The sequence below is a fragment of the Streptomyces sp. NPDC059256 genome, from assembly GCF_042753785.1.
Lineage (GTDB): Bacteria > Actinomycetota > Actinomycetes > Streptomycetales > Streptomycetaceae > Streptomyces.
Genome location: NZ_JBHYZO010000012.1, coordinates 63,606 through 85,578, shown reverse-complemented (window position 1 = coordinate 85,578; position 21,973 = coordinate 63,606). Strand labels below are relative to the sequence as shown.

Sequence of the window (21,973 nt, the reverse complement as noted above, 5' to 3'; positions counted from 1 at the left end):
ACGGGGTCAGACCTGGGCGCGGTCCTCGACGACCTTGACCAGCTTGGCCAGGGCGTCCGCGCGGGGGACCCCGTTCTCCTGGGAGCCGTCGCGGTAGCGGAAGGAGACCGTCCCGGCGTTCATGTCGTCGTCCCCGACGATGATCATGAAGGGCACCTTGAGCTTCTGCTGGGTCCTGATCTTCTTCTGCATACGGTCCGACGAGGAGTCGACCTCGACCCGCAGCCCCTTCTTCTTCGCCTCGGCGGCGAACTCCTGGAGGTACTCGACATGGGCGTCACCGATCGGGATGCCGACCGCCTGCACCGGTGCCAGCCAGGGCGGCATGGCGCCCGCGTAGTGCTCCAGCAGGACCGCGAAGAACCGCTCGATCGAGCCGAAGAGCGCCCGGTGGATCATCACCGGCTGCTGACGTGAACCGTCCGGGGACGTGTACTCCAGGTTGAACCGCTCCGGCAGGTTGAAGTCGAGCTGGACGGTGGACATCTGCCAGGTCCGACCGATGGCGTCCCGCGCCTGCACCGAGATCTTCGGCCCGTAGAAGGCGGCACCACCGGGGTCGGGGGTGAGCGGAAGCCCCTGCTTCTCCGCCACCTGCCGCAGGACCTCGGTCGCCTCTTCCCAGGTCTCGTCCGAGCCGACGTACTTCTCCGGGTCCTTGGTGGACAGCTCAAGGTAGAAGTCGGTCAGACCGTAGTCGCGGAGCAGGTTGAGCACAAAGGTGAGCGTGCGGTCGAGTTCGTCCGCCATCTGCTCACGGGTGCAGTAGATGTGCGCGTCGTCCTGGGTGAAGCCCCGGGCGCGGGTCAGCCCGTGGACCACACCCGACTTCTCGTGCCGGTAGACCGTGCCGAACTCGAACAGCCGCAGGGGCAGTTCGCGGTAGGAACGACCCCGGGCGTCGAAGATCAGGTTGTGCATGGGGCAGTTCATGGGCTTGAGGTAGTAGTCCGTACCACCGTCGAGCTGCATGGGGGGGTACATTCCGTCCGCGTACCAGTCCAGGTGGCCGCTCTTCTCGAACAGGGCGCCCTTGGTGGCGTGCGGGGTGTAGACGAACTCGTACCCCTCCTCCTCGTGGCGCTTGCGCGAGTAGTCCTCCATGACCCGGCGGACGATGCCCCCGCGCGGGTGGAACACGGCCAGGCCGGAGCCGATCTCGTCCGGGACGGAGAACAGGTCCAGCTCGCTACCGAGCTTGCGGTGGTCGCGCTTCTCCGCCTCGACGAGGAAGTCCAGATGGGCCTTCAGCTCCTCCTTGGAGGGCCAGGCGGTGCCGTAGATCCGCTGGAGCATCGGGTTCTTCTCGCTGCCCCGCCAGTACGCGGCGGCGTTGCGCATCAGCTTGAACGCCGGAATGTTGCGCGTGGTCGGCAGGTGCGGACCGCGGCACAGGTCCTTCCAGCACAGATCGCCGGTCTTCGCGTCCAGGTTGTCGTAGATGGTCAGCTCGCCGGCGCCCACCTCGACGTTCGCCCCGTCGTCACTGGACGCCGAGCCCTTGAGCCCGATCAGCTCCAGCTTGTACGGCTCGTCCGAGAGTTCGGTACGGGCGTCCTCGTCGGTCACCACACGACGGGAGAAGCGCTGGCCCCGCTTCTGGATCTCCTGCATCTTCTTCTCGATGGCCTTGAGGTCCTCCGGTGTGAAGGGCCGCGCGACATCGAAGTCGTAGTAGAAACCGTCCTTGACCGGCGGACCGATGCCGAGCTTGGCCTCCGGGAACAGCTCCTGCACGGCCTGCGCCATCACGTGTGCGGTCGAGTGGCGCAGGATGTCCAGGCCGTCCGGCGATGAGATCTCGACCGGCTCGACCTCCTCGCCGTCCACGATCTCGTACGCCAGGTCCTTCAGCTCACCGGCGATGCGGGCGGCGATCACGGTGCGCTCGCCGGCGAACAGATCGGCCGCCGTCGTGCCCGTGGTCACCACGCGCTCTTCCCGCTCGGAATCGCGTTGGATGATCACACGGACGTCTGACACCGGTCTCTCCTCGTTTCAGGGGGTGCGCCTGTGGAAACGGCGCCCCTGAATCGTACCGAGCGAAGGGGGCCGCCCGCGAAACGGTCGCCCCCGGCGCACTCAGTCGTCCGGGGCGCCGTCGTCGCCGGGGAAGACCTGGTCGTCCCGGCTCGCCTTGAGCGCCTTCATCAACCGGTCCCGCTCGGCGTCATCCACGGGGACGGTGACCACGTCGCAGGCATCGGTGAGCCGACGGAATCCGCCACGGCTCTCCAGCCGCCCGACGACCCTGATCGGCTGCCCGGTCAGATGGGCCTGGCCCGCCGTACGGTACGAGTCCTCTTCGAGGGCCACCCGGACGTGCGGCACGTCCGCGCCCGTCAGCACCCGCAGTCTGACCGTTCCCGCGCCGCGCGGGCCGGGGCGGCGCATCCGGACGACGGTGCCCGTGAGCCGGACGGGCATGGGCGGCTCGTCATGGAGGTAGCGGGCGCCCGCGGCCCGCAGGGCGGGCAGGTCACCCGGCGAGAACTCGACCGGGTCACGCCCCGGTCCGCATCCGTCGGGCACCCCGGCAGCCGGCGACCAGGCGAGCGCGATCCGGGCCCCCTCCGAGCCCCGGACCAGCGCGATGACCGCCTCCGTCAACTCCCGGCTCACCCCGAGCCGCACCGCGGCGTCGAACGCCTCCAGCCGCCCGGTGGCGCGCTGGTAGTCGGTGGCCTCCCGAGCCGCGAGGAGCGCCTGGTGGAGCAGTACGGTCACGGCCCGCCCCTGCGCCACGGGCACGAAGGCGGTGAGCGTCCGCCCGCCCGGCGCCGGACCGACCAGGACTCCGGCGAGGGAGGCCCGCGCGCCGCGACGGTGTCGTGCCCCGTGATAGCCGGCCCGGCCCCGAGCGGCGAGCGCGCCGGCCATCATCATCTGCCGGGCGGCGGAGCGCAGTTGCTCCTGCGCTATCCAGGAGGCGGTACCGGACGGCCCCTCGTGCACATCCCGCCACCAGCGGATCTCATCGCTGGGCACGGTGAGTCCCACCAGGACGTCCTGGGCGGACGGAGCGGCACTGCGCGCAAGGGCCGTCAACGCCTCGCCCAACAGGTCCTCGCAGTCCGGGAAGGAGCGGTTCTCCGGTACGAGCAGACTGGTGGCGCCCGTGGGTGCGCCGGGCGGGGTCCAGCGCGCGTACCGCCCCGGGGCTCCGCCGCGCCGCTCCCAGCCGTGGCGGGCGAGCAGCGCACCGAGGACGACCGGGTCGACCTGGGCCGGGTTCGGGCCGTGAGCGGTGTGCCAGTCGTCGCGCAGCTCGTGCAGGGGGTGTGGTCGGACGGTCTCGTCATGGGGCCGGTTCATCAGGGTCTCCCTCCCGCCCCCACCCTCGTCATGATCTCGCAGAGCGCCCGGTCGTCGAAGATCCGTGAGGTCGGGATGCGCACGGTGGTCTTGTGCCTACCCGTCACCGGGTGGCCGGCCAGATTGGTCCAGTAACAGCAGTGCCGCAGATCGAGTCGGTCGTGGTCGGCGCGCAGCCAGTCGTCCTGGGTCCGGGGGACGAGCATCACGACGAGGATCTTGTGCACGGACACGGGGGTCCGGGCGAGTTTGACCAGGTGGTCGTTGTTGAGCGTGAAGGGGAAGTCGGGGCGCTGCGCGAACCCCGGGTGCGGGGCGAGTTGGTAGGTCGACTTCAACTGGACCTTGATGGTCACCTCGTCGTCGACCGAGTGGTCCGGGGAGCCGTGGCTGACGTGCCAGTCGATGCCGTTGTCGGGGAAGGGCTGGGAGAGCGAGCAGCCGGCCGCGGCGGCGACGGCGTGGAGGTAGGCGACCTGCAGGGTTTCCATGCATGCGGTGGTGGCCAGCCCGCCGCGCACCGGCGCCGGCGGCTGGGGCAGCAGCCCTTGGGTGTGGGCGCGGGAGGTTCCCCCGTACTCGGGCTGCGGGAGCGCCATGGCTCTGGGTGCCTTCCGGGATGTGCCGTCCGATCTCCGCCTGCGGGGGCCGTACGTGGGGGCGCACGGATGTCGGTTGCGTACGGCGTGGATGTTCGCGGGGGTGCGGATGAGGCGTCGGTCGGCTTCTGCTTCCCGGTGTCCATTTCCCCGTCAAGTGTGTTGTCACCGCCCTGCGTACGGCGCAAACAGCCCGGGTATCACGGATTCGGCAGGGGGATTCCCTCATCTGCCAGTCATGTGCGAGGAGTTCGGGGATGACGCTCTGGTTCGACGGCCCGATGGCCGCATTTGACACGGAGACCACGGGCATCGATGTCGAGCAGGACCGCATCGTGTCGGCCGCTCTGGTGGTGCAGGACGCGGCGGGGTCCCGGCCGTGGACCACCCGCTGGTTGATCAATCCCGGCATTCCGGTGCCGCGCTCGGCGATCGACGTGCACGGGTTGACCGATGACCACCTCCAGCGCAACGGCCGCTGGCCGGCCCCGGTGATGGAGGAGATCGCCCGGGCGCTGGCGGAGCAGTGCGCCGCCGCAAGGCCCCTGGTGGTGATGAACGCGCCGTTCGACCTGACGATGCTCGACCGGGAGCTGAGGCGTCACCGGGCGGCTCCGCTGACGCGCTACCTGGAGAACGTTCCGCTGTGCGTGCTCGATCCCCGGGTGCTGGACAAGCACCTCGACCGCTATCGCAAGGGGCGGCGGACGCTCACGGATCTGTGTGCGCACTACGAGGTGGAGTTGGAGGGGGCGCATGACGCGGGTGCGGACGCCGTGGCCGCGCTGGAGGTGACCCGGGCGATCGGGCGCAGGTTCTGTGCGCGGATGGAGCGGTTGTCGCCACCGGAGCTCCACACGCTCCAGGCGGTGTGGCACGCGGCGCAGGCGCGCGGGCTCCAGGCGTGGTTCGCGCGCAGCGGTACGCCGGAGCCCGTGGACCCGGCGTGGCCGCTGCGGCCCCAACTGTCCGCTGCCGCCTGAACCGCACCTGACTGCGCGCAGGGCCGTCGGGGAAACGCAAGAGCCGGTCCGCCAACGGCGGACCGGCTCTTCCCGGTGGGCGATACTGGGTTCGAACCAGTGACCTCTTCGGTGTGAACGAAGCGCTCTCCCACTGAGCTAATCGCCCGGGAACGCACTGAACCATACAGGTCCCGGCGGCCGACCTTCAAATCCCGTGCGACGGGACATCAGCGGGTGTTCAGGTGGGCGGCGAGGCCCCGACGGCCCGCTCTCATCATGGCGGTGTGGTTGGCCCGGAACAGGGGGCGCGCCAGCGGCGCCAGCCATCGCATCAGCGGTCGGCGCACCTCCACCTCCTGGTCGTAGACGGCGCGGGTGCGCGCGGCTGCGGCGCCATGGGCGGTGATCGTCCAGCGGGCCCATCCCTCCAGGTCGCCGTGGAGGGCGACTTCCAGTACGCCCGCGGAAGGGTCCTCACGCCGGGTGGCTGCGGTGATGTTCAGTTCATAGGGGAGGAACGAGCGGATGCGGGCACTACCGGTGCCGTCGTCAGAAGGGACCGCGGCACGGACCTGGGGCCACCACTGTGGATAGTCCTCGCCCCTGGAGAGCACGGCATAGACGTCGTCGGGCGGCGCGTCGATCTCCCAGACGCTGTGGAAGCGATACCGGAACCAGTTCACGGGACGCATGCACTCCGATGCGGTCGGACAGGGGCGTACTCATGTGCGATCTGAGTATCCGTGCCCATGCCCGACGATGTGGCGGGCGACACACTGCGGACCATGAAGAATGCTCCGCCGACTCTGCCACCGGCCGAAGAGATCGCCGTCATCGATCGCGAACTCGTACAACTGGACCACCGCAGGTCGCAGTTGTTGGCCCGCAGGGCGTATCTGGTGTCGGTGCTCCATCGACCCGCCGCGCCCCATGCTCGGGCCGGAGTCAGGGCTGCGACCGCGCGCCCCGTCACCCCGCGACCGGAAGCCTCGCCTCCCGGCGTGCAGAACGTGCTGCTGACGCTGGGCGGCGTCCTGTTGGCGATCGCGGCCATCGCCTTCACGGTGGTCAGCTGGGGTGACATGGGCATCGGCGGACGATCGGCGGTGCTCGCCGTGGTGACCGCGGCGGCCCTGCTGACGCCGGCGATCCTGCTGCGCCGTGGACTGGGCTCCACCGCAGAGGCGTTGGCGGTGCTCGCTCTGGTGCTGCTGGTACTGGACGCCTACGCGGTGTTCGCGGTGGCCCTGTCGGGGGTGTCGGGACTCACCTACTCGACGTGGGCCGCGGCCCTCCTCGCGGCGCTCTGGGCAGCGTACGGAGCAGCACTGCCGAAGCTGCACACCCCGCTGCCGGCAGCGGTGGTCGCCGCCCAACTGCCCCTCCTCCTGTGGTCGGTGAATGGAGCCGCGGCGGACGCGGCGCCCGCCCCTTCGCTGGCCTGGGCACTGCTCGGCACCGCAGCGCTCGATGTCGCGCTCGTGATGCGGGTGACCCGGTCGGCGGTGCGGGTGACGGCGACAGTGGGTGCGGTGTTCAACGGCGCGCTGGTCCTGATGCTCGGCGGATTCGAGTCGCTGGCGGCCGAGTCCGCCCTCGACGCGGTGGAGCCGGCGGTCCTGCTGACGCTGGCCGGTGCGGTGGCGCTCATCCCGGCGTGGCGCTTCCGGGTGGTCGCGCTGCCATGTGCCGTGGTGGCCGGGCTCGCCCTGATAGCCGCCTTCGGCGGGGTGATCGCCGCGACGGCACCGAGCGGCTGGGCGATGCCCGGATATCTGGTGTGTGCGATCGCCCTGCTCCTCGTGGTGCAGGTGCCGGCACTCGCGGCACGTCCGCCCGCCGACGCGCTGCGTGGACTGGGTGCGGCGTCCGCGGCGCTGATGGCCCTGGCACTGGTGTCGACACTGCCCCTCGTGGTGCTCCAGTACGCGGGCCCGCTCACGGTGCTCCCGGACGCCTGGGCCGGGGCTCCGACGGATGCGCGCGCAGCGCTGGGCGAGGACCTGACCGACGGCAATTGGGCCGCGACGGCGCTGGTGCTCGTCCTGCTTGCGGGTGTCCTGCTCGCGGTGTCCCGACGGCTGCCCGACCAGATCGGCACCGGCCCTCAGCAGGAGGGCGAAGGTGCCACCGCAGGCCCGGAAGGCGCCGGCACCGCCCGAACGCTCCCCCCTGTCGATCTGCGCGCCTGGGCGGGCGTGGCCGCCGCCGTACTGGCCTGGGCCGCCCTGACCATGGCGCCCTACGTCCTCGACACCGGCTATCCGCAGCTGGTCGGCTGGCAGTCGGCGCTCGGCATCGCCCTGCTCGCACTCTCACTCGACCGAGTGCGGTACGCCCGCGGGCTGCGGTTCGCCGCAGAGATCGGCATGGCCTGCGCACTGGTGGGGGCCGCGAGTACCACGGCGCTCGCCCTGGCGACCAGGGCGGCAACCTTCACGGTGCTGGGCACCTTCCTGACGGCGTTCATCGCCGTCGCCGCCCTCTCCCGGGCGGGCCGGATCGTACGGGCGGTCGCCGGCTGTGCCGCCGTGGTGTGGGGCAGCGGTCTGGTGGTGGCCCTGGCCGAGGCATGGGAGCTGGCGCCCCACCGAACCGCGGTGGTCCTGATGGCCGTGCCCGCCGTGGTCGCCCTGCTCGCGGCCCGGCTGCGCACCCATCCCATCGCCGCTCCGCTGGAGTGCACCGCGGCCCTGGTCGGGGTCGTTGCGCTGGCCCTGGCCACGGACCACGCGCCGACCGTCGCCCTGGTGCTGGCGCTCGGTGGGGTGATCGCGGCCGGTACGGCGATACGGACGGAGCGTCGAACGGCGGCCGGCTGGAGCGCCGCGGTCCTCTTCCTGCTGGCCACCTGGGTACGGCTGGCCGCATCGGAGGTGACGGTGCCGGAGGCGTACACCCTGCCGGTGACGGTGCCCGCGCTCGTCGTGGGCGTGCTGCGGCGCCGAAGCGCTCCCGACACCTCGTCCTGGACGGCGTACGGAGCGGGCCTCTCGGTGACGATGGTGCCGAGCCTGGTCGCGGTCTGGGGCGAAGGCGACTGGCTGCGCCCCCTGCTGTTGGGCACCGCGGCCCTGGCCGTGACCCTGGCGGGCGCGCGACAGCGGCTCCAGGCGCCGCTGGTGCTCGGCGGAGCGGTACTGGCCCTGGTGACGCTGCACGAACTCGCGCCCTACGTGGTGCAGGCCGTCGACGCGCTGCCCCGCTGGCTGCCCCCGGCCCTCGCGGGTCTGCTGCTCCTGGTGGTCGGCGCCACCTATGAGCAGCGCCTGCGGGAAGCACGCAGGCTGCGCGAGACCCTCGGCCGCATGCGCTGACGGATCTCAAGGAAGCGGAATGCGCGAAGGGCCCGGAGACTCTGCTGAGTCTCCGGGCCCTTCGATCCGGGTGGGCGATACTGGGTTCGAACCAGTGACCTCTTCGGTGTGAACGAAGCGCTCTCCCACTGAGCTAATCGCCCCGGCGCACCGCAAACATTACCCCATGTCAGCGGGCGCTCCCGACCGGATTTCCGGTCACTGCTCGATCTTCCAGGGCATGATCAGCCCGAACTTCCAGAGGTAGACGCCGGCGGCCACGGCGCAGATGACCACACCGATCGTGGTCAGGATGAGGTTCCGGCGCCGCACCCGCGGGTCGAGGGCGCGCTGGGCCGCCTCGCTGACCTTGCGCTTGGTCCAGCGCAGGACGAGTTGTGCCCAGACGAACTCGGTCGCCCAGATCGCCATACCGCCGAAGATCACCAGCCAGCCGGGCCCCGGCAGGACGAGCATCGCCGCACCGGCGCCCACCACGGCGAGCCCCACGACGAAGACGCCGACCTGCCAGCTCAGATGCAGGGTCTTGCGCGCCTTGATGAAATCGGGCGCACGCGAGCCGAGGAGGGACTCGGTCGTGCCCTCCTCGGCCTTGCCCCCGACATCGGCGGTGCCGGCCGGGTCGACCGGCCCTGCACCGTCATCGGGCTTTCCCTCTTCAGTCGCCACCGCGACCTCCGTACCGTTACTCCCCGTGTTCATGGCAGCAAACTTACCGGACGCTGCGGAGTCACCGGAATGGTCCCAGGGAACGAAGAATCACTCCGCCATACGAGGTACCTAAAGGTACCCAAATCCCTCAGAGGGGTTTACAACGGCACCGTAGGTGGCATGTCGATTTCGCCGACGTGCGAATCCCCGAGCGCACACTGAGCGAAAGGCCCTGGCGCTTATGAACACCACGGTCAGCTGCGAGCTGCACCTGCGCCTCGTTGTATCGAGCGAGTCTTCACTGCCTGTACCCGCGGGCCTGCGGTATGACACGGCCGATCCCTATGCCGTGCACGCCACCTTCCACACCGGAGCCGAAGAGACGGTCGAATGGGTGTTCGCCCGCGACCTCCTCGCCGAGGGGCTGCACCGGCCCACCGGCACGGGCGACGTCAGAGTCTGGCCATCCCGCAGTCACGGCCAGGGCGTCGTCTGTATCGCACTGAGCTCCCCGGAGGGCGAAGCACTGCTCGAAGCCCCGGCGCGGGCCCTGGAGTCGTTCCTGAAGCGAACGGACGCAGCGGTGCCGCCCGGCACCGAGCATCGTCACTTCGACCTCGACACGGAGCTCTCCCACATCCTGGCGGAGAGCTGAGCCAGGCCGAGAGCTGCACGGCGCCGTCCTACTCGGGGAGACGGCGCCGCGCGGACCATCCCCCACGGCGCCGATCTGCTGTGCCGATCTGCTGTGACGTGAACCGCTAGAGTTCAGCGCAATTCGGCGGGACCGGCCCGCAGCAGGCCAGGGAGCGAATCTTGCTGATCCCCCACGACACCAGGATTGCCCTCGACATGGTCGTCGATCTGGTGAACACAGCGCCGGAGGGCGACCAGGGCGACGGGCTCGCCGACATCGCCGCGCTGGAAGAGTTCGTCCGGGGGCACGACATCAGCGGTGTGAACGTCCTGAACGCACGCGACCTCAAGTCGGTCCAGGGCGTAAGGACCAGGTTCGCCGAGATCTTCGCCGCCTCCGACAGCCAGTCGGCGTCCGAACTGATCAATGACCTGGTGGCGGCTGCGGGGACCACGCCCCAACTGACCAACCACGACAACTACGACTGGCACGTCCACTACTTCGCCCCGGGTGCCTCGGTCGCCGACCACCTGGCGGCCGACGGCGGAATGGCGCTGGCCTTCATCGTCGTCGCGGGCGAGCAGGAGCGGTTGCGACACTGCGAGGCCCCGGATTGCGGGCGGGCCTTCGTCGACCTCTCACGCAACCGGTCACGTCGCTACTGCGACAGCCGCACCTGCGGGAACCGGCTCCATGTGGCTGCGTACCGAGCCCGACGGCGGGAAGCGGCCAGCTGAAGCGGGCGCGCGTCACAGCAGGAACAGATCGTGCACCGACGCCATCAGCAGCAGCACGCCGATCACCGTGAGGAAGATCATCAAAGGCGGCTGGGAGAGCGCGAAGAGGCAGCCTCGCGGCTGCTCTTCCGATGCGGGGACTTCCCCCCGTGAGGTATCGACCATCTCGGGGCGATCATGACGCAGCCCGCCTCCGCATGATCACCCAACACGCATGCACATGGCGGGAGTTCACCCCACGACTGACCGCGCCCTGCAACGCCCCAGCCCCTGCGGAAAGCACCCGCACAGCTCCCTTGACCGGGGGTTTCGCGCAATGCGCCGATGGCTCGGTACGACGGATCGCTCAGATGCCGTGCTTCTTCAAGATCGCCTCGATATCGCTGAAATCATCGGTCGCGGCGCTTCCCTTGGGCTTCGCTGTGGGTCGCGCGGTCGGGCGGGCGCCTGCCCCCAGGGACGGGGCGGAAGCCGCCGGGGCGACCGCTTCCCGCTGTGCCGCCTTGGCAGCCTTGCGCTCCTTGCGCGTCGTACCCGAGCGACGCTCGACCGCCCGGGTGGCCAACAGCAGCAGCCAGGCACCGCCCAACAGCCCGAAGCCGATCCAGGCGGTGAAGCTGAACGCGGTGTCGACGGCCCACTGAACGGCACCGGTGAGCACCAGGCCGAGCGGTACCAGGGAGTACGCGGCGATTCGGGTCGCCGCGAGGAAACGCTTGCGGTACGCCGTGATCGCGGCGATGCCCAGGCCCGCCGCGGACACCGCGGAGCATATGGTCTCGGCAATCATCCGGTCCTCCTGCTAGGGCGGGCATCTGCGGTTACGTCCCTTCCATCCTGCACCGACGGATGGGTCGCAGGCCATGGCCGGAAGCCACTTGGTCAAGATCTCCGGGTGATCTCCGGGGCAGGATCATCCCCAGGTCGGGGCCTGGGCCCCTTTTTGGATCTTGGCGGGTACACGGCAGGCGCCCCGTCCGAGGCCGTTGGCCGGCCCTCCCGAGGTCCGTGGCCCGCTGCACCCGGCCATGGTTTCCCCCTGCAACCTGGGGGCGACCCCGCTCCCCGTCGGGTACTGCCCGGGGCCGACTGGGTGTGCCCGGCGGGAACTGCGAGACTGGCCCCATGAGCGAGCCCACACCCCAACCCGTCGTCCTCGATGTCTGGTGCGATCTCCAGTGTCCCGACTGCCGGACCGCCCTGGATGACGTCCGAGCCCTGCGGGAGCGCTTCGGCGACCGGTTGGACGTGCGGCTGCGGCACTTCCCCCTGGAGAAGCACCGCCATGCGTACGCCGCAGCCCAGGCCGCCGAAGAGGCGGTCGACCAGGGCAAGGGCCGCGAGTTCTACGAAGCGGTGCTGGCCCGGGTCGAGGACCTCGACAAGGGCGGTGAGGAGTTCCTGCTGCGGACCGCCCGCGAACTGGGTCTGGATGCCGATGAGTTCGACACCGCGCTCATCGACGGTCGGCATCTGCTGATCGTCGACGCCGACCAGGCCGAGGGCAAGGCGATCGGCGTGACGGGCACCCCGACCTATGTGATCGACGGCGAGCGGCTCGACGGCGGCAAGAGCCAAGAAGGGCTGCGGACGCGCATCGCGGAGATCGCCACCCGGTTGATCGCCGCGGAGCCGTCCGCATAGCGCGGATCCGGCGGTACGCGGGGGCGCCCGCCCCTTCCGGTACCGGGATCGCGCCGCTGGCACATAGGCGGCGCGATCACCGGACGACGGTCGATCGGGCCCAGCGCCGCCCGGCAACCCCGTTCAGGGAATACGTCGGCCCCGGCATCCCGACTAGAGCAGCGGTTTCGCGAAGTTCACCGTGTCCGTGCGATAGCCGAGCGACTCATAGAGCGCGAGTGCCGGAGTGTTGCCCGCGAAGACGTGGAGCCCGATGATGCGGGTCCCATCCTCCCAGGCCCCCCGTTCGGCGAGCAGCATCAGGGCCCGTCCGTAGCCCCTCCCCCGCCATCGGCTCCCGACCTCCACGTCATAGACGAAGGCACCGTGCTCACCAGGTCTCACCTCGCGCTGTCCCAGGTACAGAAGTCCGACGGTCTCACCCTCGCCGATGAGGACCTGCAACCGGGCATCGGCGGTGGCAAGGCCGTCCGGTAGGGCCGTGGCCAGGTCGGCTTCGGCCTTCGCACGGGCCTCCTCGGGGGAGAACCCCCGATCCGCCCAGTTGCGCGCGTACTCCTGGAGCCCCGTTCGCGACCACGACGCGTACTCGTCGTCGGTCATGGGACGGACGCTCAGTGCCTGCGGCAGGGCGGGCGGCTCCTCGGTGAGGACCTTGGACAGGTTGCGACTGCGTTCGACATAGCCGAGTGCTGTCGTCAGTCGGGTGGCCTCGACGGCTTGGGGAGGGACCGAGACCTGGATCTGGTTGCACCGCCAACTCCGCAGCACCTCCTCGGCGGCGAGCGCGGCGACGGTGCCCCGGCCGCGCCCGCGGTCGGGACCGTCGATGTGCAGGGAGCGGATCGTGCCGGCCGTGGGGCCGAGTGAGACCGAGGTGGCGATCTCGATGGTCCCGACGGCACGGCTGTTGACGCAGACCTCGTAGGCGCGTGACCGCGTACCGTCCGCCTCGTGCTGAAGCGGCCCGGTCGGCCGCAGGGTGGTGGTCATCAGGGGTGTTGTACCTGCCGCGCGGCCGTTCGTCACGGGGTTTGACCGGTCAACCTCACATCACTGGCCGATGCGCGGATCGGCGTCGGCGCCCGCGCGCTCCTCGAAGACCCGTATCGCCTTGGCGGTCACCGGTCCCGGAGCGTCGTCGAGACGTCGCCCGTCCACCCGGTGGACCGCCTGGACATCACGCAGGCTGGAGGTGAGGAAGACCTCGTCCGCCCGCTCCAGTACGTCGAACGGGAGATCGGTCTCATGGGCACCGGTCCACTCCACGGCCAGGGCTCGGGTGATGCCCGCGAGGCAGCCGGAGGAGATCGGTGGGGTGTGCAGTTCGCCGTCGACGACGACGAAGACATTGGAGCCCGTGCCCTCGCAGAGCTGTCCTACGGTGTTGGCCAGCAGCGCCTCGGACGCGCCGTTCTCGGCGGCCTTGGCGAGGGCAACCACGTTCTCCGCATAGGAGGTGGTCTTCAATCCGGTGACCGCTCCCCGTTCGTTGCGGGTCCACGGGACGGTGATCACCGCGGTCGTCGCCGACGGGGGCTTGCTCTCGCCCAGGGCGACCACCAGGGTCGGCGCTGCGGTGCCGCGGTCCGAGCCGAGGGGCGACAGTCCACCGGTGTAGGTGATCCGCAGCCGGCCCCGGTCCTGGGGGTTGGCGGCGAGTACGGCCGCGCAGGCGTGGCGCACCTCGTCGTGGTCGGGCTCGGGCAGTCCCAGGCCGGCGGCCGAGCGGCTGAGGCGTTCCAGATGGAGGGTGAGCGCGAAGGGTTGGCCGTGAATCGTCTTCAGGGTTTCGAAGACGCCGTCGCCCACGGTCAGGCCGTGGTCGAGCACGGACACCCGGGCCTCATCGGCGTCCCGCAATCCACCGTTGACCCAAAGCTTCATCTCGCTGGTCCTTCCGCTGGTCTCATTCGTCCCGCTCGTCCGGGCTCGACGCTATCGCGAGCAGCCGGGCAGCTTTGAGTTCGGTCTCGGCCCACTCCCGCTCGGGGTCCGAGCCCCAGGTGATGCCCGCCCCCGTGCCGAAGCGCAGGACAGCGCCCGTGCGGGAGCCACCGGAGTCGTCGGAATCGTGGGAGTCGTGGGAGTCGGTGGGGGCCCGGTCGATCCAGAACGTGCGTATGCCGACCGCGAGCTCGCCCGTGCCCCGGTCGGCGTCCACCCAGCCGATGCCACCGCAGTACGGCCCGCGGGGCGCGGTCTCCAGGGCGTCGATGATGGTCAACGCACTCGATTTGGGGGCGCCGGTCACCGAACCGGGCGGGAAGGTGGCATGGAGCAGATCCCGCCACCCCTCCTTGGGGCCGAGTTCGCCGCGCACGGTCGACACCAGGTGGACCAGGCCCGGATGGGACTCGACGGCGCACAGTTGCGGAACGGTCACCGTGCCGGTGGCGCAGACCCGTCCCAGGTCGTTGCGGACCAGATCGACGATCATCACATTCTCGGCGTGGTCCTTCTCCAGGAGGTCATCGACCGTTCGCCCGGTGCCCTTGATCGGGCCGGATTCCACCAAATCTCCCTGGCGACGGAGATAGAGCTCGGGTGATGCTGTCGCGATCTCCACCCCGTGCTGAGCCAGGCGAATCGTTCCGGCATAGGGGGCAGGGTTGCCCATGGCCAGCAGCGAGGTCAGGGCGTCGACATCGGCGGCGGCCGGGTCGGGCAGCGGCGCGGAGAGGACCCTACAGAGATTGGCCTGATACACCTCACCCGCGGCGATGTGCTCACGGATGCGACGTACGCCGGCGATGTACTCTGCCCGGTTCAGCGAGGACGTCCAGTGGTGTGCCGCGGGCCCGCGCCAGCGGCCTGCCGTCGGGGGTGGCACCGGCTCGGTTCGTACATCGCCGAAGCGTGCGCAGGTCAGACCGCCCTCGAAGTCGGCGGCGACGGCCCAGAAGCCGGCGGAGTCCAAAGCCGCGGGGTCACTGGTGACGTCCCTGAGGTCGGTGGCGATGAGCCGGCCGAAGCGGGCCAGCGGAGCGAGGTGGTGCACGTCTGCGAGTGTATGACCGGTGCCGGCCGAGCCCCTGACCGGCACTCTTGCCGCGAACACCGGTGATGGCCGACCACTGCGGAGTGAATACAAGTCAGCACGCTGCGGAAACGCGTTTTTGTGCTGGCTCAGGAATCCGCTAGAGTTCACCACGTCGCCGACCGCATCATCGGGTCGGAAATGACAAGCGGACGTGGCTCAGTTGGTAGAGCATCACCTTGCCAAGGTGAGGGTCGCGAGTTCGAATCTCGTCGTCCGCTCGACGTGGGGGATCTTCCCGACCCCCGCAACACTCCGGGTGGAGTGGCCGAGAGGCGAGGCAACGGCCTGCAAAGCCGTCTACACGGGTTCAAATCCCGTCTCCACCTCCAAGGACGATTAGCTCAGCGGGAGAGCGCTTCCCTGACACGGAAGAGGTCACTGGTTCAATCCCAGTATCGTCCACTGGATCCTTCTGGATTCTCCGCGCGATTAGCTCAGCGGGAGAGCGCTTCCCTGACACGGAAGAGGTCACTGGTTCAATCCCAGTATCGCGCACGCAAGTGCACCACACGCAGTCTCATCTGCGCGATTAGCTCAGCGGGAGAGCGCTTCCCTGACACGGAAGAGGTCACTGGTTCAATCCCAGTATCGCGCACCAGTCAGAACCCCCGGCCGCATCAGTTGGCCGGGGGTTCTTTCGTCGTCGGGTCGTTCCCGGGGCTGGCCCGGCGCCGCTCGACCCACGAGGGCGCCGGCGCCCGGAGACGCTCAGCTCGTCCGGGACCTCAGGAGGAGAAGAGCATCCGGCCGAAGCCGCGCTGACGGTGGTGGCCGTGGTGGCCGCCGTGGTGCTGCTGCGGGGCACCCCAGGCCGGGGCGTGCGGCGCACCGTGCGCCGGAGGCGGCGGAGGAGGAGCCGGCTGGGTCCACTGCGACTCCAGGCGCGTCAGCGCCTCAAGCTCGCCGTAGTCGAGGAATATCCCCCGGCAGCCGCTGCACTGCTCGATCTGGATGCCGTTGCGGTTGTAGGTGTGCATCGCTGCATGGCACTTGGGACACTGCATCGTGAGGCTCAGCTCCTTGCCTTTCGCTCCTACCGCCGGCATGATCCCGGCGACGACAGCAGCCTACGCCGGACGCACGGACTCCAACTGCGCTGGGAGCGAAGCAATTCGGGCACATGCGTCGACCATCGCCTCATCCACCTCATCCGGAGCTCGGCGCTCCGCCGTCGCCTTGACCAGGGAGAGCGCCGCGGTCTGTACGGTCAACGCCCGAGCCGGGACATCCAGCACGGGCCAGGGATCTGCGACCACCGCGCCATCCGGTCCGACGAGAGCGGTTCCCCGCGCGTCCGCATAGCCGCCCAGGAACCGCTGCCAGATCTCCGGGGACAGCAGCCCCGCGGCGAACCAGGCGGCAGGGCGGGCCAGGTCCCAGGCCGGATCGCCCAGACCGAGGTCATCGATGTCGATCAGCAGCCAGGGGCCGGTCGTGGCGGGGTGACGCACCAGCTGCCCCAGATGAAGATCGCCATGGCAGACCGTGGTGCTCAGGGGCGCGGGGGCCTCACCTCGGGCCCAGGCGGGCAGACTCTCCCACGCCCGTTCCACCACGGCGGCGAAGCGCGGGTGTTCCGAGGTTGCCGCGCCACGCATCCGTAGCATCGCGCGGGCCACTTTGGCGGGGCCCCGCATGGGCGGAAGAACGTCGGGCAGAGCGGCGGACTCGACCGCGTGGAGCCGGGCCAGGAGAACGGCAGCCTCCTCCCAGGGCGCGGTCTGTGGATCAACCGGGTCGACGGGCGTCCCGTAGGGCCAGACGGTGATCGGGCGCCCTGGGGACCTTGGCTGCGGCAACGACAGCGGCAGTGGGGGCAGCAGAATCCCTTGGAGCAGGGGGTGCGCCGCGACAGCGACCCTGGACCGATGACCGGGCAGGTCGGTGGCGGGCGCATGGGCCTTCGCGACGGCTGGGCCGTGGCGTACGACGGTCCCGTCGTCGCGGTCGGCGAGGACATCCGGTGGATGGGTGCAGCCGGGGCAGTCGGCGGGGGCTCCGGCTGGGTGGGCCGCGGCCCGGGCGGCTTCGACGAGCTCGCCGATGACGGTCGTGATCATGTTTCCCCCCAGCGGCTCCGTGCCCTGGTGGGGAGCTTACGCGGCCGTCGGGACCGGATCGGGGGCTGTTGCGCCGGGGGCCATGACGGATGGAGGCCCCGGGTGGCGGCTCGGGTCGTCGGCCATCCGCAGATGGGCCGGGCTCGGGCAGGGGCCTCATAGGAGCCCTCACGGGGGCGGGAGGCAACAGCGCAGGTCACTACGGAGCCGGTCAATGAGGGCCGGTCAATGAGGGGCCGAGAAAAGTACCGGGCAGCGCGATGGCCGGTCAGCTCCCCAGCTAACCGGCCGATCGCTGCCGTCCGCCGCACCCCCGTCCCCACGGGGTTTTGGCCGGATGTCCCCGACCCGGACCGCTCTTCCGGGTCCGGGGCGCCTTTCAGCGCCCCAGCATCACGCCCACGGACGACGCCTGTGTGACCACTGCTTCCCAGCCGCCGAAGGCGACCACCAGCAGTGCTGCGAGGGGAAGGACCATGGCCGTCGCCACCAGGGGGTGGCGATGTCCGGACGGCCGGCCGCCGAACGCGGTGGAAGCCCTGCGTCCCTGCGTGCGGATCATGGTCCGCGATGCCGTGTCCGCCATGTCCCTCTCCTGTTCGTCTTTGACAGCGGCGGGTGTCTGACCTCGGGGGACGAGTGCTGCACCCGCCGCTTGACTTCAACACTAGGCATTCGAGAAGCCCAGGACGTCATGCCCGCGTACCCATTGGCTGGCCTCCCGGAGGATGAGCCGAGCGACTAGGACGTACTCCCCTGGGTGGAGACAAGAGGCAGGGACTTGGGGTCTTCCCGGAGGGGACGCTCCGATGCGTCGTCCCTGGGCACGGGCTGCTCCACCAGAGCGAGCACGCGGGCGGCCATGAATCGGGCCGTCCGCACCACCGAGCCGTTTCGGGTGACTTCGCTCACTTCCACCACCCCTCGACGCACGGCCGTCTCCACACGACGACCTGCCCGGCTTGCCACGACTTCGTACGTACGTGTGGTGTCCCCGGCGTCCACCACTATCTCCACACGGTCACCCTTCATTGATCCAATCCCCCTTCAGCGATGGTCCGTTGAGATCTCGCATCGGACAGGGGCTTCGGATCATCTGTCCCCTGACCTCTTTTCAAGTCTCCCATCCAGCACTGACAATCCATCACCCGACGAGGGCGCGGCCTATGAGCGCACCGGGGCGACGGTACGTAAGCTGTGCCACGGCAAAAACTGGACGGTCAGGCAACAGGGTGGGGCTCCCCGCCCGTTGGTACAGGGCGGGGTTCGGCTCCGCCGCTCGGCAGGGGTGGGCGCCGCCCGCCACGAGGCATCGGGTGGACCGCCCGCACGAGGCGATCGAGGTGGGTCACCCACCGCGAGGCAATCGAGTGGGCTGCTGCACACCGCGAGGTAGGAGTGGGGTCTCCCCACTCCTAGGTAGGGGACGGACATGGCGATGATGCGGCTCCGGCGCGAGGACCCGCGTGTCGTCGGCTCGTTCCGACTGCACCGACGACTGGGCGCAGGCGGCATGGGGGTCGTCTATCTGGGCTCGGACCGGCGCGGTCAGCGGGTCGCGCTCAAGGTGATCAGGCCGGACCTGGCCGAGGACCAGGAGTTCCGCTCGCGTTTCGCACGCGAGGTCTCGGCCGCTCGACGTATCCGCGGCGGCTGCACCGCCCGGTTGGTGGCCGCCGACCTGGAAGCCGAGCGGCCGTGGTTCGCCACCCAGTACGTGCCCGGTCCCTCCCTGCACGACAAGGTGGCCGAGGAGGGGGTGCTCCAGGCCGCCGAGGTCGCCGCGATCGGCTCAGCGCTCGCTGAGGGCCTCGTCGCCGTGCACGAGGCAGGGGTGGTGCACCGGGACCTCAAGCCGTCGAACATCCTGCTCTCGCCCAAGGGCCCGCGGATCATCGACTTCGGCATCGCCTGGGCGACCGGCGCCAGCACGCTCACCCATGTGGGCACCGCCGTGGGCTCGCCCGGATTCCTCGCCCCGGAGCAGGTGCGCGGGGTCGCGGTCACTCCGGCGACGGACGTCTTCGCGCTGGGGGCGACCCTCGCGTACGCGGCGACCGCGGACTCCCCGTTCGGGCACGGCGGCTCGGAGGTCATGCTCTACCGGGTGGTGCACGAGGAGCCGCACCTTGAAGGCGTACCGGATGCGCTCGCACCGCTGCTGCGGGCGTGTCTGGCGAAGGATCCCGAAGAACGGCCGAGCACGCTCCAGCTGTCGATGCGGCTCAAGGAGATCGCGGCCCGTGAGGCGCAGGGGCTGCCGGAGGCCCGGCCCGTACCGCAGCGCGAGCGGATCGACGCCGACCGACCCACCTCCCGCTATCCCGGGCGGGTGGATCGGACCGAGCGGATGGAGCGCCCCGAGCGGCGTACCGCCGGCGGGAGCGGGCCACGCTCGCAGCCCTCGCGCACGGGTGGCACTCGGCCGCAGCCCCAGCGGGGCGCATCCCGGACGAACGGACAGGGCGGTGGCCCGCGTTCGGGGGTGCGGACGACATCGACCGGACGGCGACCGGCCAACCCCCGACTGCTGCGTCAGCGGATCGTCGTCTTCTGCGTGGTGACGCTGATCGTCGCGCTGGGCATCGCCGCGGCCCAGCAGTTGTAGGCACTCCGCCCCGGGACGGCATCCCGCCTTGTCACATGGCACCGCCTTGTCACGAGGTGCCGGTGGCCACCGCGTAGAACGCCACGGCTGCGGCAGCGCCCACATTGAGGGAGTCGACGCCGTGGGCCATGGGGATGCGGACGCGGTCGTCCGCGGCGGCCAGGGCCCGTCGGGACAGTCCGTCCCCTTCCGCGCCGAGCATCAGCGCGACGCGTTCCTCCCGGTGCGGTGCGGCCTCGTCGATGGCGGTGGCGCTGTCGTCCGGAGTGAGGGCGAGGAGTCGGAAGCCGGCTTGGCGTACGGCCTCCAGTCCCGCGGGCCAGACGTCGAGCCGGGCATAGGGGACGGCGAAGACCGCGCCCATGGACACCTTGACGGAACGTCGGTAGAGCGGGTCGGCGCAGTCCGGTGACAGGAGTACCGCGTCCATGCCGAGAGCGGCTGCACTACGGAAGATGGCCCCGATGTTGGTGTGGTCGTTGACCGATTCCATCACCACGACGCGCCGGGCTCCGGCGAGCAGTTCAGCGGGGGTGGGCAGCGGTTCGCGCTGCATGGAGGCGAGCGCACCGCGGTGCACGTGGTAGCCGGTGACGCGTTCGGCGAGGTCGGGGCTGACCACATAGACGGGGGCGGGGAGCTCGTCGATGACGTCTCGCATGGGTTCCACCCACTTCGCGGAGAGCAGCATCGACCGCATCGTGTAACCGGCTTCCCGGGCCCGTCTGATGACCTTCTCGCCTTCGGCGATGAACAGTCCTTCGGCGGGTTCGCGCCTGCGGCGCAGTTCCACGTCGGTGAGATCGGTGTAGTCGCTCAGCCGGGGGTCATCGGCGTCGTCGACGGTGATCAGGTCTGCCACGGGGGTGTACTGCCTTCTTGGAAAAGGGGCGGCCGATGGGGCGGCGGGGCGGGTCAGGCAGGCGGGTTGCCGATGGCGACGACCTCGCCGATGACGATCACCGCCGGGGGCCGTACCGATTCGGCGATGACGGTCTGCGCCACCGTCGCGAGGGTGGCGTCCACTCGGCGCTGGGCGGCGGTGGTGCCCTCCTGGACCAGCGCCACAGGGGTGCCGGGGGCACGGCCACCAGCGATGAGAGTCTGCGCGATCGCACCAATCTTGTCGACGCCCATCAGGATGACGAGGGTTCCACGGAGCCTGGCCAGGGCGGTCCAGTCGACCAGGGAGCGCTCGTCGTCCGGCGCGACGTGGCCACTGACGACGGTGAACTCATGGGCGACTCCCCGATGGGTGACGGGGATGCCGGCAGCGCCGGGGACGCTGATCGAGCTGGAGATCCCGGGAACGACCGTGCAGGGGATGCCTTCGGCGGCCAGCGCCTCGGCCTCTTCCATGCCCCGACCGAAGACGAAGGGGTCACCGCCCTTGAGGCGGACCACCGCCTTGCCCGCCTTGGCGTGCTCGATCAGGGCGTTGTTGATGGCCTCCTGGGCCATGAAACGGCCGTACGGGATCTTGGCGGCGTCGATGACCTCCACGTGCGGAGGGAGTTCGTCGAGGAGGTCGCGCGGGCCCAACCGGTCGGCGATGACCACGTCGGCCTCGGCGAGGAGTCGACGGCCGCGGACGGTGATGAGGTCGGGGTCGCCGGGGCCACCGCCCACGAGCGCGACCCCGGGGGTCTTCGTACGGTGGTGGCGTGCGGCGAGGGTCCCGTCCCGCAGTCCCTCGACGATGGCGTCCCGCACAGCCGCGGAACGACGCGGGTCACGGCCGGTGAGGACCGCGACGGTCAGACCGTCGGAGCGGCCCGTGGCGGGGGTCCAGGCGGTGGCCGCGGTGGCGTCGTCGGAGCGGACGCACCAGATCCGTCGACGCTCGGCCTCCGCGGACACCTGGTCGTTGGCGGTGGCATCGGCGGTGGCGACGAGCACGTACCACGCTTCGGCGAGGTCCCCGTCGGCGTACCTGCGCTGTTCCCAGCGGATCTCACCGGAGGCCGCCATGGCCTCGACGGAGGCCGTGGCGGAAGGGGATACCAGGACGATGTCCGCGCCCGCCGCGATCAGGGCGGGGAGCCGACGCTGAGCCACCTGTCCGCCACCGACGACGACGACGCGACGCCCGGCGAGACGCAGACCGACGGGGTAGGCGGGGTGTTCGGGCGCGTGGGCTTGCTCGGACATGGCGGTGGAAGCTCCTCGGGCGGTACGGGTGCGGGTGCCGGTCCGCTGCGTCGGTGAAGCGGCTGGTGGGGAGGGGTACTGCGTTGCGGACACCTTACGGTGCCGCGCGATGTGCGCATCGGGGCGGGCCGCCGATGGCGACGGGTTGGCGATCAACGGGTCCGGAAGGCCGGGGCAGGCGGTCGGGCGCGGCAGCCATCGGGCCTCACCACAGGGGCACGGAAGGGAACCTGCGCGCGCCGGCCG

General features: G+C 70.3%; 22 protein-coding genes and 7 tRNA genes. 11 read left to right on the top strand and 18 right to left on the bottom strand.

Annotation, left to right across the window (positions count from 1 at the left end; translation table 11 throughout):
• Positions 1-6: 6 nt before the first annotated feature.
• The 3 genes from thrS to ACFXJL_RS23920 form a co-directional block, all read right to left on the bottom strand.
• Positions 7-1,983, bottom strand: a complete 1,977-nt coding sequence (gene thrS / locus ACFXJL_RS23930; protein WP_384695478.1) for a threonine--tRNA ligase — start codon at positions 1,981-1,983, stop codon at positions 7-9.
• Between the two features lie 99 nt (positions 1,984-2,082).
• Entirely contained in the window at positions 2,083-3,315 is a 1,233-nt protein-coding gene (locus tag ACFXJL_RS23925) for a hypothetical protein (protein ID WP_384695475.1), read from the bottom strand.
• The gene (locus ACFXJL_RS23920; protein WP_329015991.1) at positions 3,315-3,914 is read right to left on the bottom strand and encodes a DUF4365 domain-containing protein; all 600 of its coding nucleotides are present in this window, start codon (positions 3,912-3,914) and stop codon (positions 3,315-3,317) included. Before ACFXJL_RS23920 ends, ACFXJL_RS23925 begins: the two co-directional genes overlap by 1 nt.
• 257 nt (positions 3,915-4,171) lie before the next feature.
• Between ACFXJL_RS23920 and ACFXJL_RS23915 the strand changes: the two genes are divergently transcribed.
• The gene (locus tag ACFXJL_RS23915; protein WP_358879233.1) at positions 4,172-4,897 is read left to right on the top strand and encodes a 3'-5' exonuclease; all 726 of its coding nucleotides are present in this window, start codon (positions 4,172-4,174) and stop codon (positions 4,895-4,897) included.
• 76 nt (positions 4,898-4,973) lie between these two features.
• On the opposite strand, the gene ACFXJL_RS23910 is transcribed toward ACFXJL_RS23915, so the two are convergent.
• Positions 4,974-5,045 (bottom strand) — tRNA-Val (locus tag ACFXJL_RS23910).
• A gap of 61 nt (positions 5,046-5,106) precedes the next feature.
• Entirely contained in the window at positions 5,107-5,562 is a 456-nt protein-coding gene (locus tag ACFXJL_RS23905) for an SRPBCC family protein (protein ID WP_384695472.1), read from the bottom strand.
• A 102-nt stretch (positions 5,563-5,664) separates the two neighbouring features.
• Here ACFXJL_RS23905 and ACFXJL_RS23900 point away from each other — a divergent pair, with 102 nt between their 5' ends.
• Positions 5,665-8,196 (top strand): SCO7613 C-terminal domain-containing membrane protein, encoded by a 2,532-nt coding sequence (locus ACFXJL_RS23900; protein ID WP_384695469.1) that lies wholly within the window; start codon positions 5,665-5,667, stop codon positions 8,194-8,196.
• A 71-nt stretch (positions 8,197-8,267) separates the two neighbouring features.
• Here ACFXJL_RS23900 and ACFXJL_RS23895 read toward each other — a convergent pair.
• Both ACFXJL_RS23895 and ACFXJL_RS23890 read right to left on the bottom strand, forming a co-directional pair.
• Positions 8,268-8,339: transfer RNA gene (locus ACFXJL_RS23895), tRNA-Val, on the bottom strand.
• Positions 8,340-8,394: 55 nt separating this feature from the next.
• Positions 8,395-8,898 carry a TIGR02611 family protein gene (locus ACFXJL_RS23890; RefSeq protein WP_358879236.1) on the bottom strand — a complete coding sequence of 168 codons (504 nt, stop codon included), beginning with the start codon at positions 8,896-8,898 and terminating at the stop codon, positions 8,395-8,397.
• A gap of 190 nt (positions 8,899-9,088) precedes the next feature.
• Between ACFXJL_RS23890 and ACFXJL_RS23885 the strand changes: the two genes are divergently transcribed.
• Both ACFXJL_RS23885 and ACFXJL_RS23880 read left to right on the top strand, forming a co-directional pair.
• Complete coding sequence (locus tag ACFXJL_RS23885; RefSeq protein WP_003959770.1) at positions 9,089-9,502, top strand: SsgA family sporulation/cell division regulator; 414 nt, start codon at positions 9,089-9,091, stop codon at positions 9,500-9,502.
• Positions 9,503-9,663: 161 nt separating this feature from the next.
• Positions 9,664-10,221, top strand: coding sequence for a CGNR zinc finger domain-containing protein (locus tag ACFXJL_RS23880; protein ID WP_358882123.1), 558 nt, complete (start codon positions 9,664-9,666; stop codon positions 10,219-10,221).
• Between the two features lie 12 nt (positions 10,222-10,233).
• Here ACFXJL_RS23880 and ACFXJL_RS23875 read toward each other — a convergent pair whose 3' ends face one another.
• Together ACFXJL_RS23875 and ACFXJL_RS23870 are read right to left on the bottom strand one after the other, a co-directional pair.
• Positions 10,234-10,386 carry a hypothetical protein gene (locus ACFXJL_RS23875; protein ID WP_329016008.1) on the bottom strand — a complete coding sequence of 51 codons (153 nt, stop codon included), beginning with the start codon at positions 10,384-10,386 and terminating at the stop codon, positions 10,234-10,236.
• Positions 10,387-10,567: 181 nt separating this feature from the next.
• The gene (locus ACFXJL_RS23870) at positions 10,568-11,011 is read right to left on the bottom strand and encodes a hypothetical protein (protein ID WP_384644408.1); all 444 of its coding nucleotides are present in this window, start codon (positions 11,009-11,011) and stop codon (positions 10,568-10,570) included.
• A 335-nt stretch (positions 11,012-11,346) separates the two neighbouring features.
• Here ACFXJL_RS23870 and ACFXJL_RS23865 point away from each other — a divergent pair, with 335 nt between their 5' ends.
• Positions 11,347-11,865, top strand: coding sequence for a DsbA family protein (locus ACFXJL_RS23865; RefSeq protein WP_358882121.1), 519 nt, complete (start codon positions 11,347-11,349; stop codon positions 11,863-11,865).
• Positions 11,866-12,018: 153 nt separating this feature from the next.
• Here the strand turns inward: ACFXJL_RS23865 and ACFXJL_RS23860 are convergent, their stop codons facing one another.
• The 3 genes from ACFXJL_RS23860 to ACFXJL_RS23850 are packed head-to-tail and all read right to left on the bottom strand — an operon-like array spanning position 12,019 to position 14,866.
• Positions 12,019-12,858 (bottom strand): GNAT family N-acetyltransferase, encoded by an 840-nt coding sequence (locus tag ACFXJL_RS23860; RefSeq protein ID WP_358882120.1) that lies wholly within the window; start codon positions 12,856-12,858, stop codon positions 12,019-12,021.
• Positions 12,859-12,918: 60 nt separating this feature from the next.
• The gene (locus ACFXJL_RS23855) at positions 12,919-13,752 is read right to left on the bottom strand and encodes an aminotransferase class IV (protein ID WP_384695463.1); all 834 of its coding nucleotides are present in this window, start codon (positions 13,750-13,752) and stop codon (positions 12,919-12,921) included.
• A 22-nt stretch (positions 13,753-13,774) separates the two neighbouring features.
• Entirely contained in the window at positions 13,775-14,866 is a 1,092-nt protein-coding gene (locus tag ACFXJL_RS23850; RefSeq protein WP_384695460.1) for a chorismate-binding protein, read from the bottom strand.
• 187 nt (positions 14,867-15,053) lie between these two features.
• Between ACFXJL_RS23850 and ACFXJL_RS23845 the strand changes: the two genes are divergently transcribed.
• The 5 genes from ACFXJL_RS23845 to ACFXJL_RS23825 all read left to right on the top strand — a co-directional run bounded on the left by ACFXJL_RS23845 (position 15,054) and on the right by ACFXJL_RS23825 (position 15,506).
• Positions 15,054-15,126: transfer RNA gene (locus ACFXJL_RS23845), tRNA-Gly, on the top strand.
• Positions 15,127-15,163: 37 nt separating this feature from the next.
• Positions 15,164-15,237 (top strand) — tRNA-Cys (locus tag ACFXJL_RS23840).
• A gap of 1 nt (position 15,238) precedes the next feature.
• Positions 15,239-15,310: transfer RNA gene (locus tag ACFXJL_RS23835), tRNA-Val, on the top strand.
• 21 nt (positions 15,311-15,331) lie between these two features.
• A tRNA-Val gene (locus ACFXJL_RS23830) sits at positions 15,332-15,403 on the top strand.
• A gap of 28 nt (positions 15,404-15,431) precedes the next feature.
• Positions 15,432-15,506 (top strand) — tRNA-Val (locus tag ACFXJL_RS23825).
• Positions 15,507-15,633: 127 nt separating this feature from the next.
• Here the strand turns inward: ACFXJL_RS23825 and ACFXJL_RS23820 are convergent.
• The 4 genes from ACFXJL_RS23820 to ACFXJL_RS23805 all read right to left on the bottom strand — a co-directional run bounded on the left by ACFXJL_RS23820 (position 15,634) and on the right by ACFXJL_RS23805 (position 18,000).
• Entirely contained in the window at positions 15,634-15,912 is a 279-nt protein-coding gene (locus tag ACFXJL_RS23820) for a zf-TFIIB domain-containing protein (RefSeq protein ID WP_358882117.1), read from the bottom strand.
• A 63-nt stretch (positions 15,913-15,975) separates the two neighbouring features.
• Positions 15,976-16,968 (bottom strand): phosphotransferase family protein, encoded by a 993-nt coding sequence (locus ACFXJL_RS23815; protein WP_384695456.1) that lies wholly within the window; start codon positions 16,966-16,968, stop codon positions 15,976-15,978.
• Between the two features lie 379 nt (positions 16,969-17,347).
• Positions 17,348-17,554, bottom strand: coding sequence for a hypothetical protein (locus ACFXJL_RS23810; RefSeq protein ID WP_358882115.1), 207 nt, complete (start codon positions 17,552-17,554; stop codon positions 17,348-17,350).
• A 155-nt stretch (positions 17,555-17,709) separates the two neighbouring features.
• Complete coding sequence (locus ACFXJL_RS23805) at positions 17,710-18,000, bottom strand: hypothetical protein (protein ID WP_358882114.1); 291 nt, start codon at positions 17,998-18,000, stop codon at positions 17,710-17,712.
• 400 nt (positions 18,001-18,400) lie between these two features.
• On the opposite strand from ACFXJL_RS23805, the gene ACFXJL_RS23800 reads away from it, so the two are divergent.
• Positions 18,401-19,576, top strand: coding sequence for a serine/threonine-protein kinase (locus tag ACFXJL_RS23800; protein WP_329016038.1), 1,176 nt, complete (start codon positions 18,401-18,403; stop codon positions 19,574-19,576).
• 49 nt (positions 19,577-19,625) lie between these two features.
• Here the strand turns inward: ACFXJL_RS23800 and ACFXJL_RS23795 are convergent, their stop codons facing one another.
• Both ACFXJL_RS23795 and cobA read right to left on the bottom strand, forming a co-directional pair.
• Entirely contained in the window at positions 19,626-20,438 is an 813-nt protein-coding gene (locus ACFXJL_RS23795; RefSeq protein WP_358882113.1) for an RNA methyltransferase, read from the bottom strand.
• Positions 20,439-20,491: 53 nt separating this feature from the next.
• Complete coding sequence (gene cobA / locus ACFXJL_RS23790; RefSeq protein WP_358882112.1) at positions 20,492-21,727, bottom strand: uroporphyrinogen-III C-methyltransferase; 1,236 nt, start codon at positions 21,725-21,727, stop codon at positions 20,492-20,494.
• Between the last annotated feature and the right edge of the window lie 246 nt (positions 21,728-21,973).

What these genes read in the sequence shown, in the direction of transcription:
- ACFXJL_RS23925 (WP_384695475.1), bottom strand. Translation starts at nt 3,315, where the DNA reads ATGAACCGGCCCCATGACGAGACCGTCCGACCACACCCCCTGCACGAG.
- ACFXJL_RS23920 (WP_329015991.1), bottom strand. Translation starts at nt 3,914, where the DNA reads ATGGCGCTCCCGCAGCCCGAGTACGGGGGAACCTCCCGCGCCCACACC.
- ACFXJL_RS23915 (WP_358879233.1), top strand. Translation starts at nt 4,172, where the DNA reads ATGACGCTCTGGTTCGACGGCCCGATGGCCGCATTTGACACGGAGACC.
- ACFXJL_RS23900 (WP_384695469.1), top strand. Translation starts at nt 5,665, where the DNA reads ATGAAGAATGCTCCGCCGACTCTGCCACCGGCCGAAGAGATCGCCGTC.
- ACFXJL_RS23890 (WP_358879236.1), bottom strand. Translation starts at nt 8,898, where the DNA reads ATGAACACGGGGAGTAACGGTACGGAGGTCGCGGTGGCGACTGAAGAG.
- ACFXJL_RS23885 (WP_003959770.1), top strand. Translation starts at nt 9,089, where the DNA reads ATGAACACCACGGTCAGCTGCGAGCTGCACCTGCGCCTCGTTGTATCG.
- ACFXJL_RS23875 (WP_329016008.1), bottom strand. Translation starts at nt 10,386, where the DNA reads ATGGTCGATACCTCACGGGGGGAAGTCCCCGCATCGGAAGAGCAGCCG.
- ACFXJL_RS23870 (WP_384644408.1), bottom strand. Translation starts at nt 11,011, where the DNA reads ATGATTGCCGAGACCATATGCTCCGCGGTGTCCGCGGCGGGCCTGGGC.
- ACFXJL_RS23865 (WP_358882121.1), top strand. Translation starts at nt 11,347, where the DNA reads ATGAGCGAGCCCACACCCCAACCCGTCGTCCTCGATGTCTGGTGCGAT.
- ACFXJL_RS23860 (WP_358882120.1), bottom strand. Translation starts at nt 12,858, where the DNA reads ATGACCACCACCCTGCGGCCGACCGGGCCGCTTCAGCACGAGGCGGAC.
- ACFXJL_RS23855 (WP_384695463.1), bottom strand. Translation starts at nt 13,752, where the DNA reads ATGAAGCTTTGGGTCAACGGTGGATTGCGGGACGCCGATGAGGCCCGG.
- ACFXJL_RS23820 (WP_358882117.1), bottom strand. Translation starts at nt 15,912, where the DNA reads ATGCAGTGTCCCAAGTGCCATGCAGCGATGCACACCTACAACCGCAAC.
- ACFXJL_RS23815 (WP_384695456.1), bottom strand. Translation starts at nt 16,968, where the DNA reads ATGATCACGACCGTCATCGGCGAGCTCGTCGAAGCCGCCCGGGCCGCG.
- ACFXJL_RS23810 (WP_358882115.1), bottom strand. Translation starts at nt 17,554, where the DNA reads ATGGCGGACACGGCATCGCGGACCATGATCCGCACGCAGGGACGCAGG.
- ACFXJL_RS23805 (WP_358882114.1), bottom strand. Translation starts at nt 18,000, where the DNA reads ATGAAGGGTGACCGTGTGGAGATAGTGGTGGACGCCGGGGACACCACA.
- ACFXJL_RS23800 (WP_329016038.1), top strand. Translation starts at nt 18,401, where the DNA reads ATGGCGATGATGCGGCTCCGGCGCGAGGACCCGCGTGTCGTCGGCTCG.
- cobA (WP_358882112.1), bottom strand. Translation starts at nt 21,727, where the DNA reads ATGTCCGAGCAAGCCCACGCGCCCGAACACCCCGCCTACCCCGTCGGT.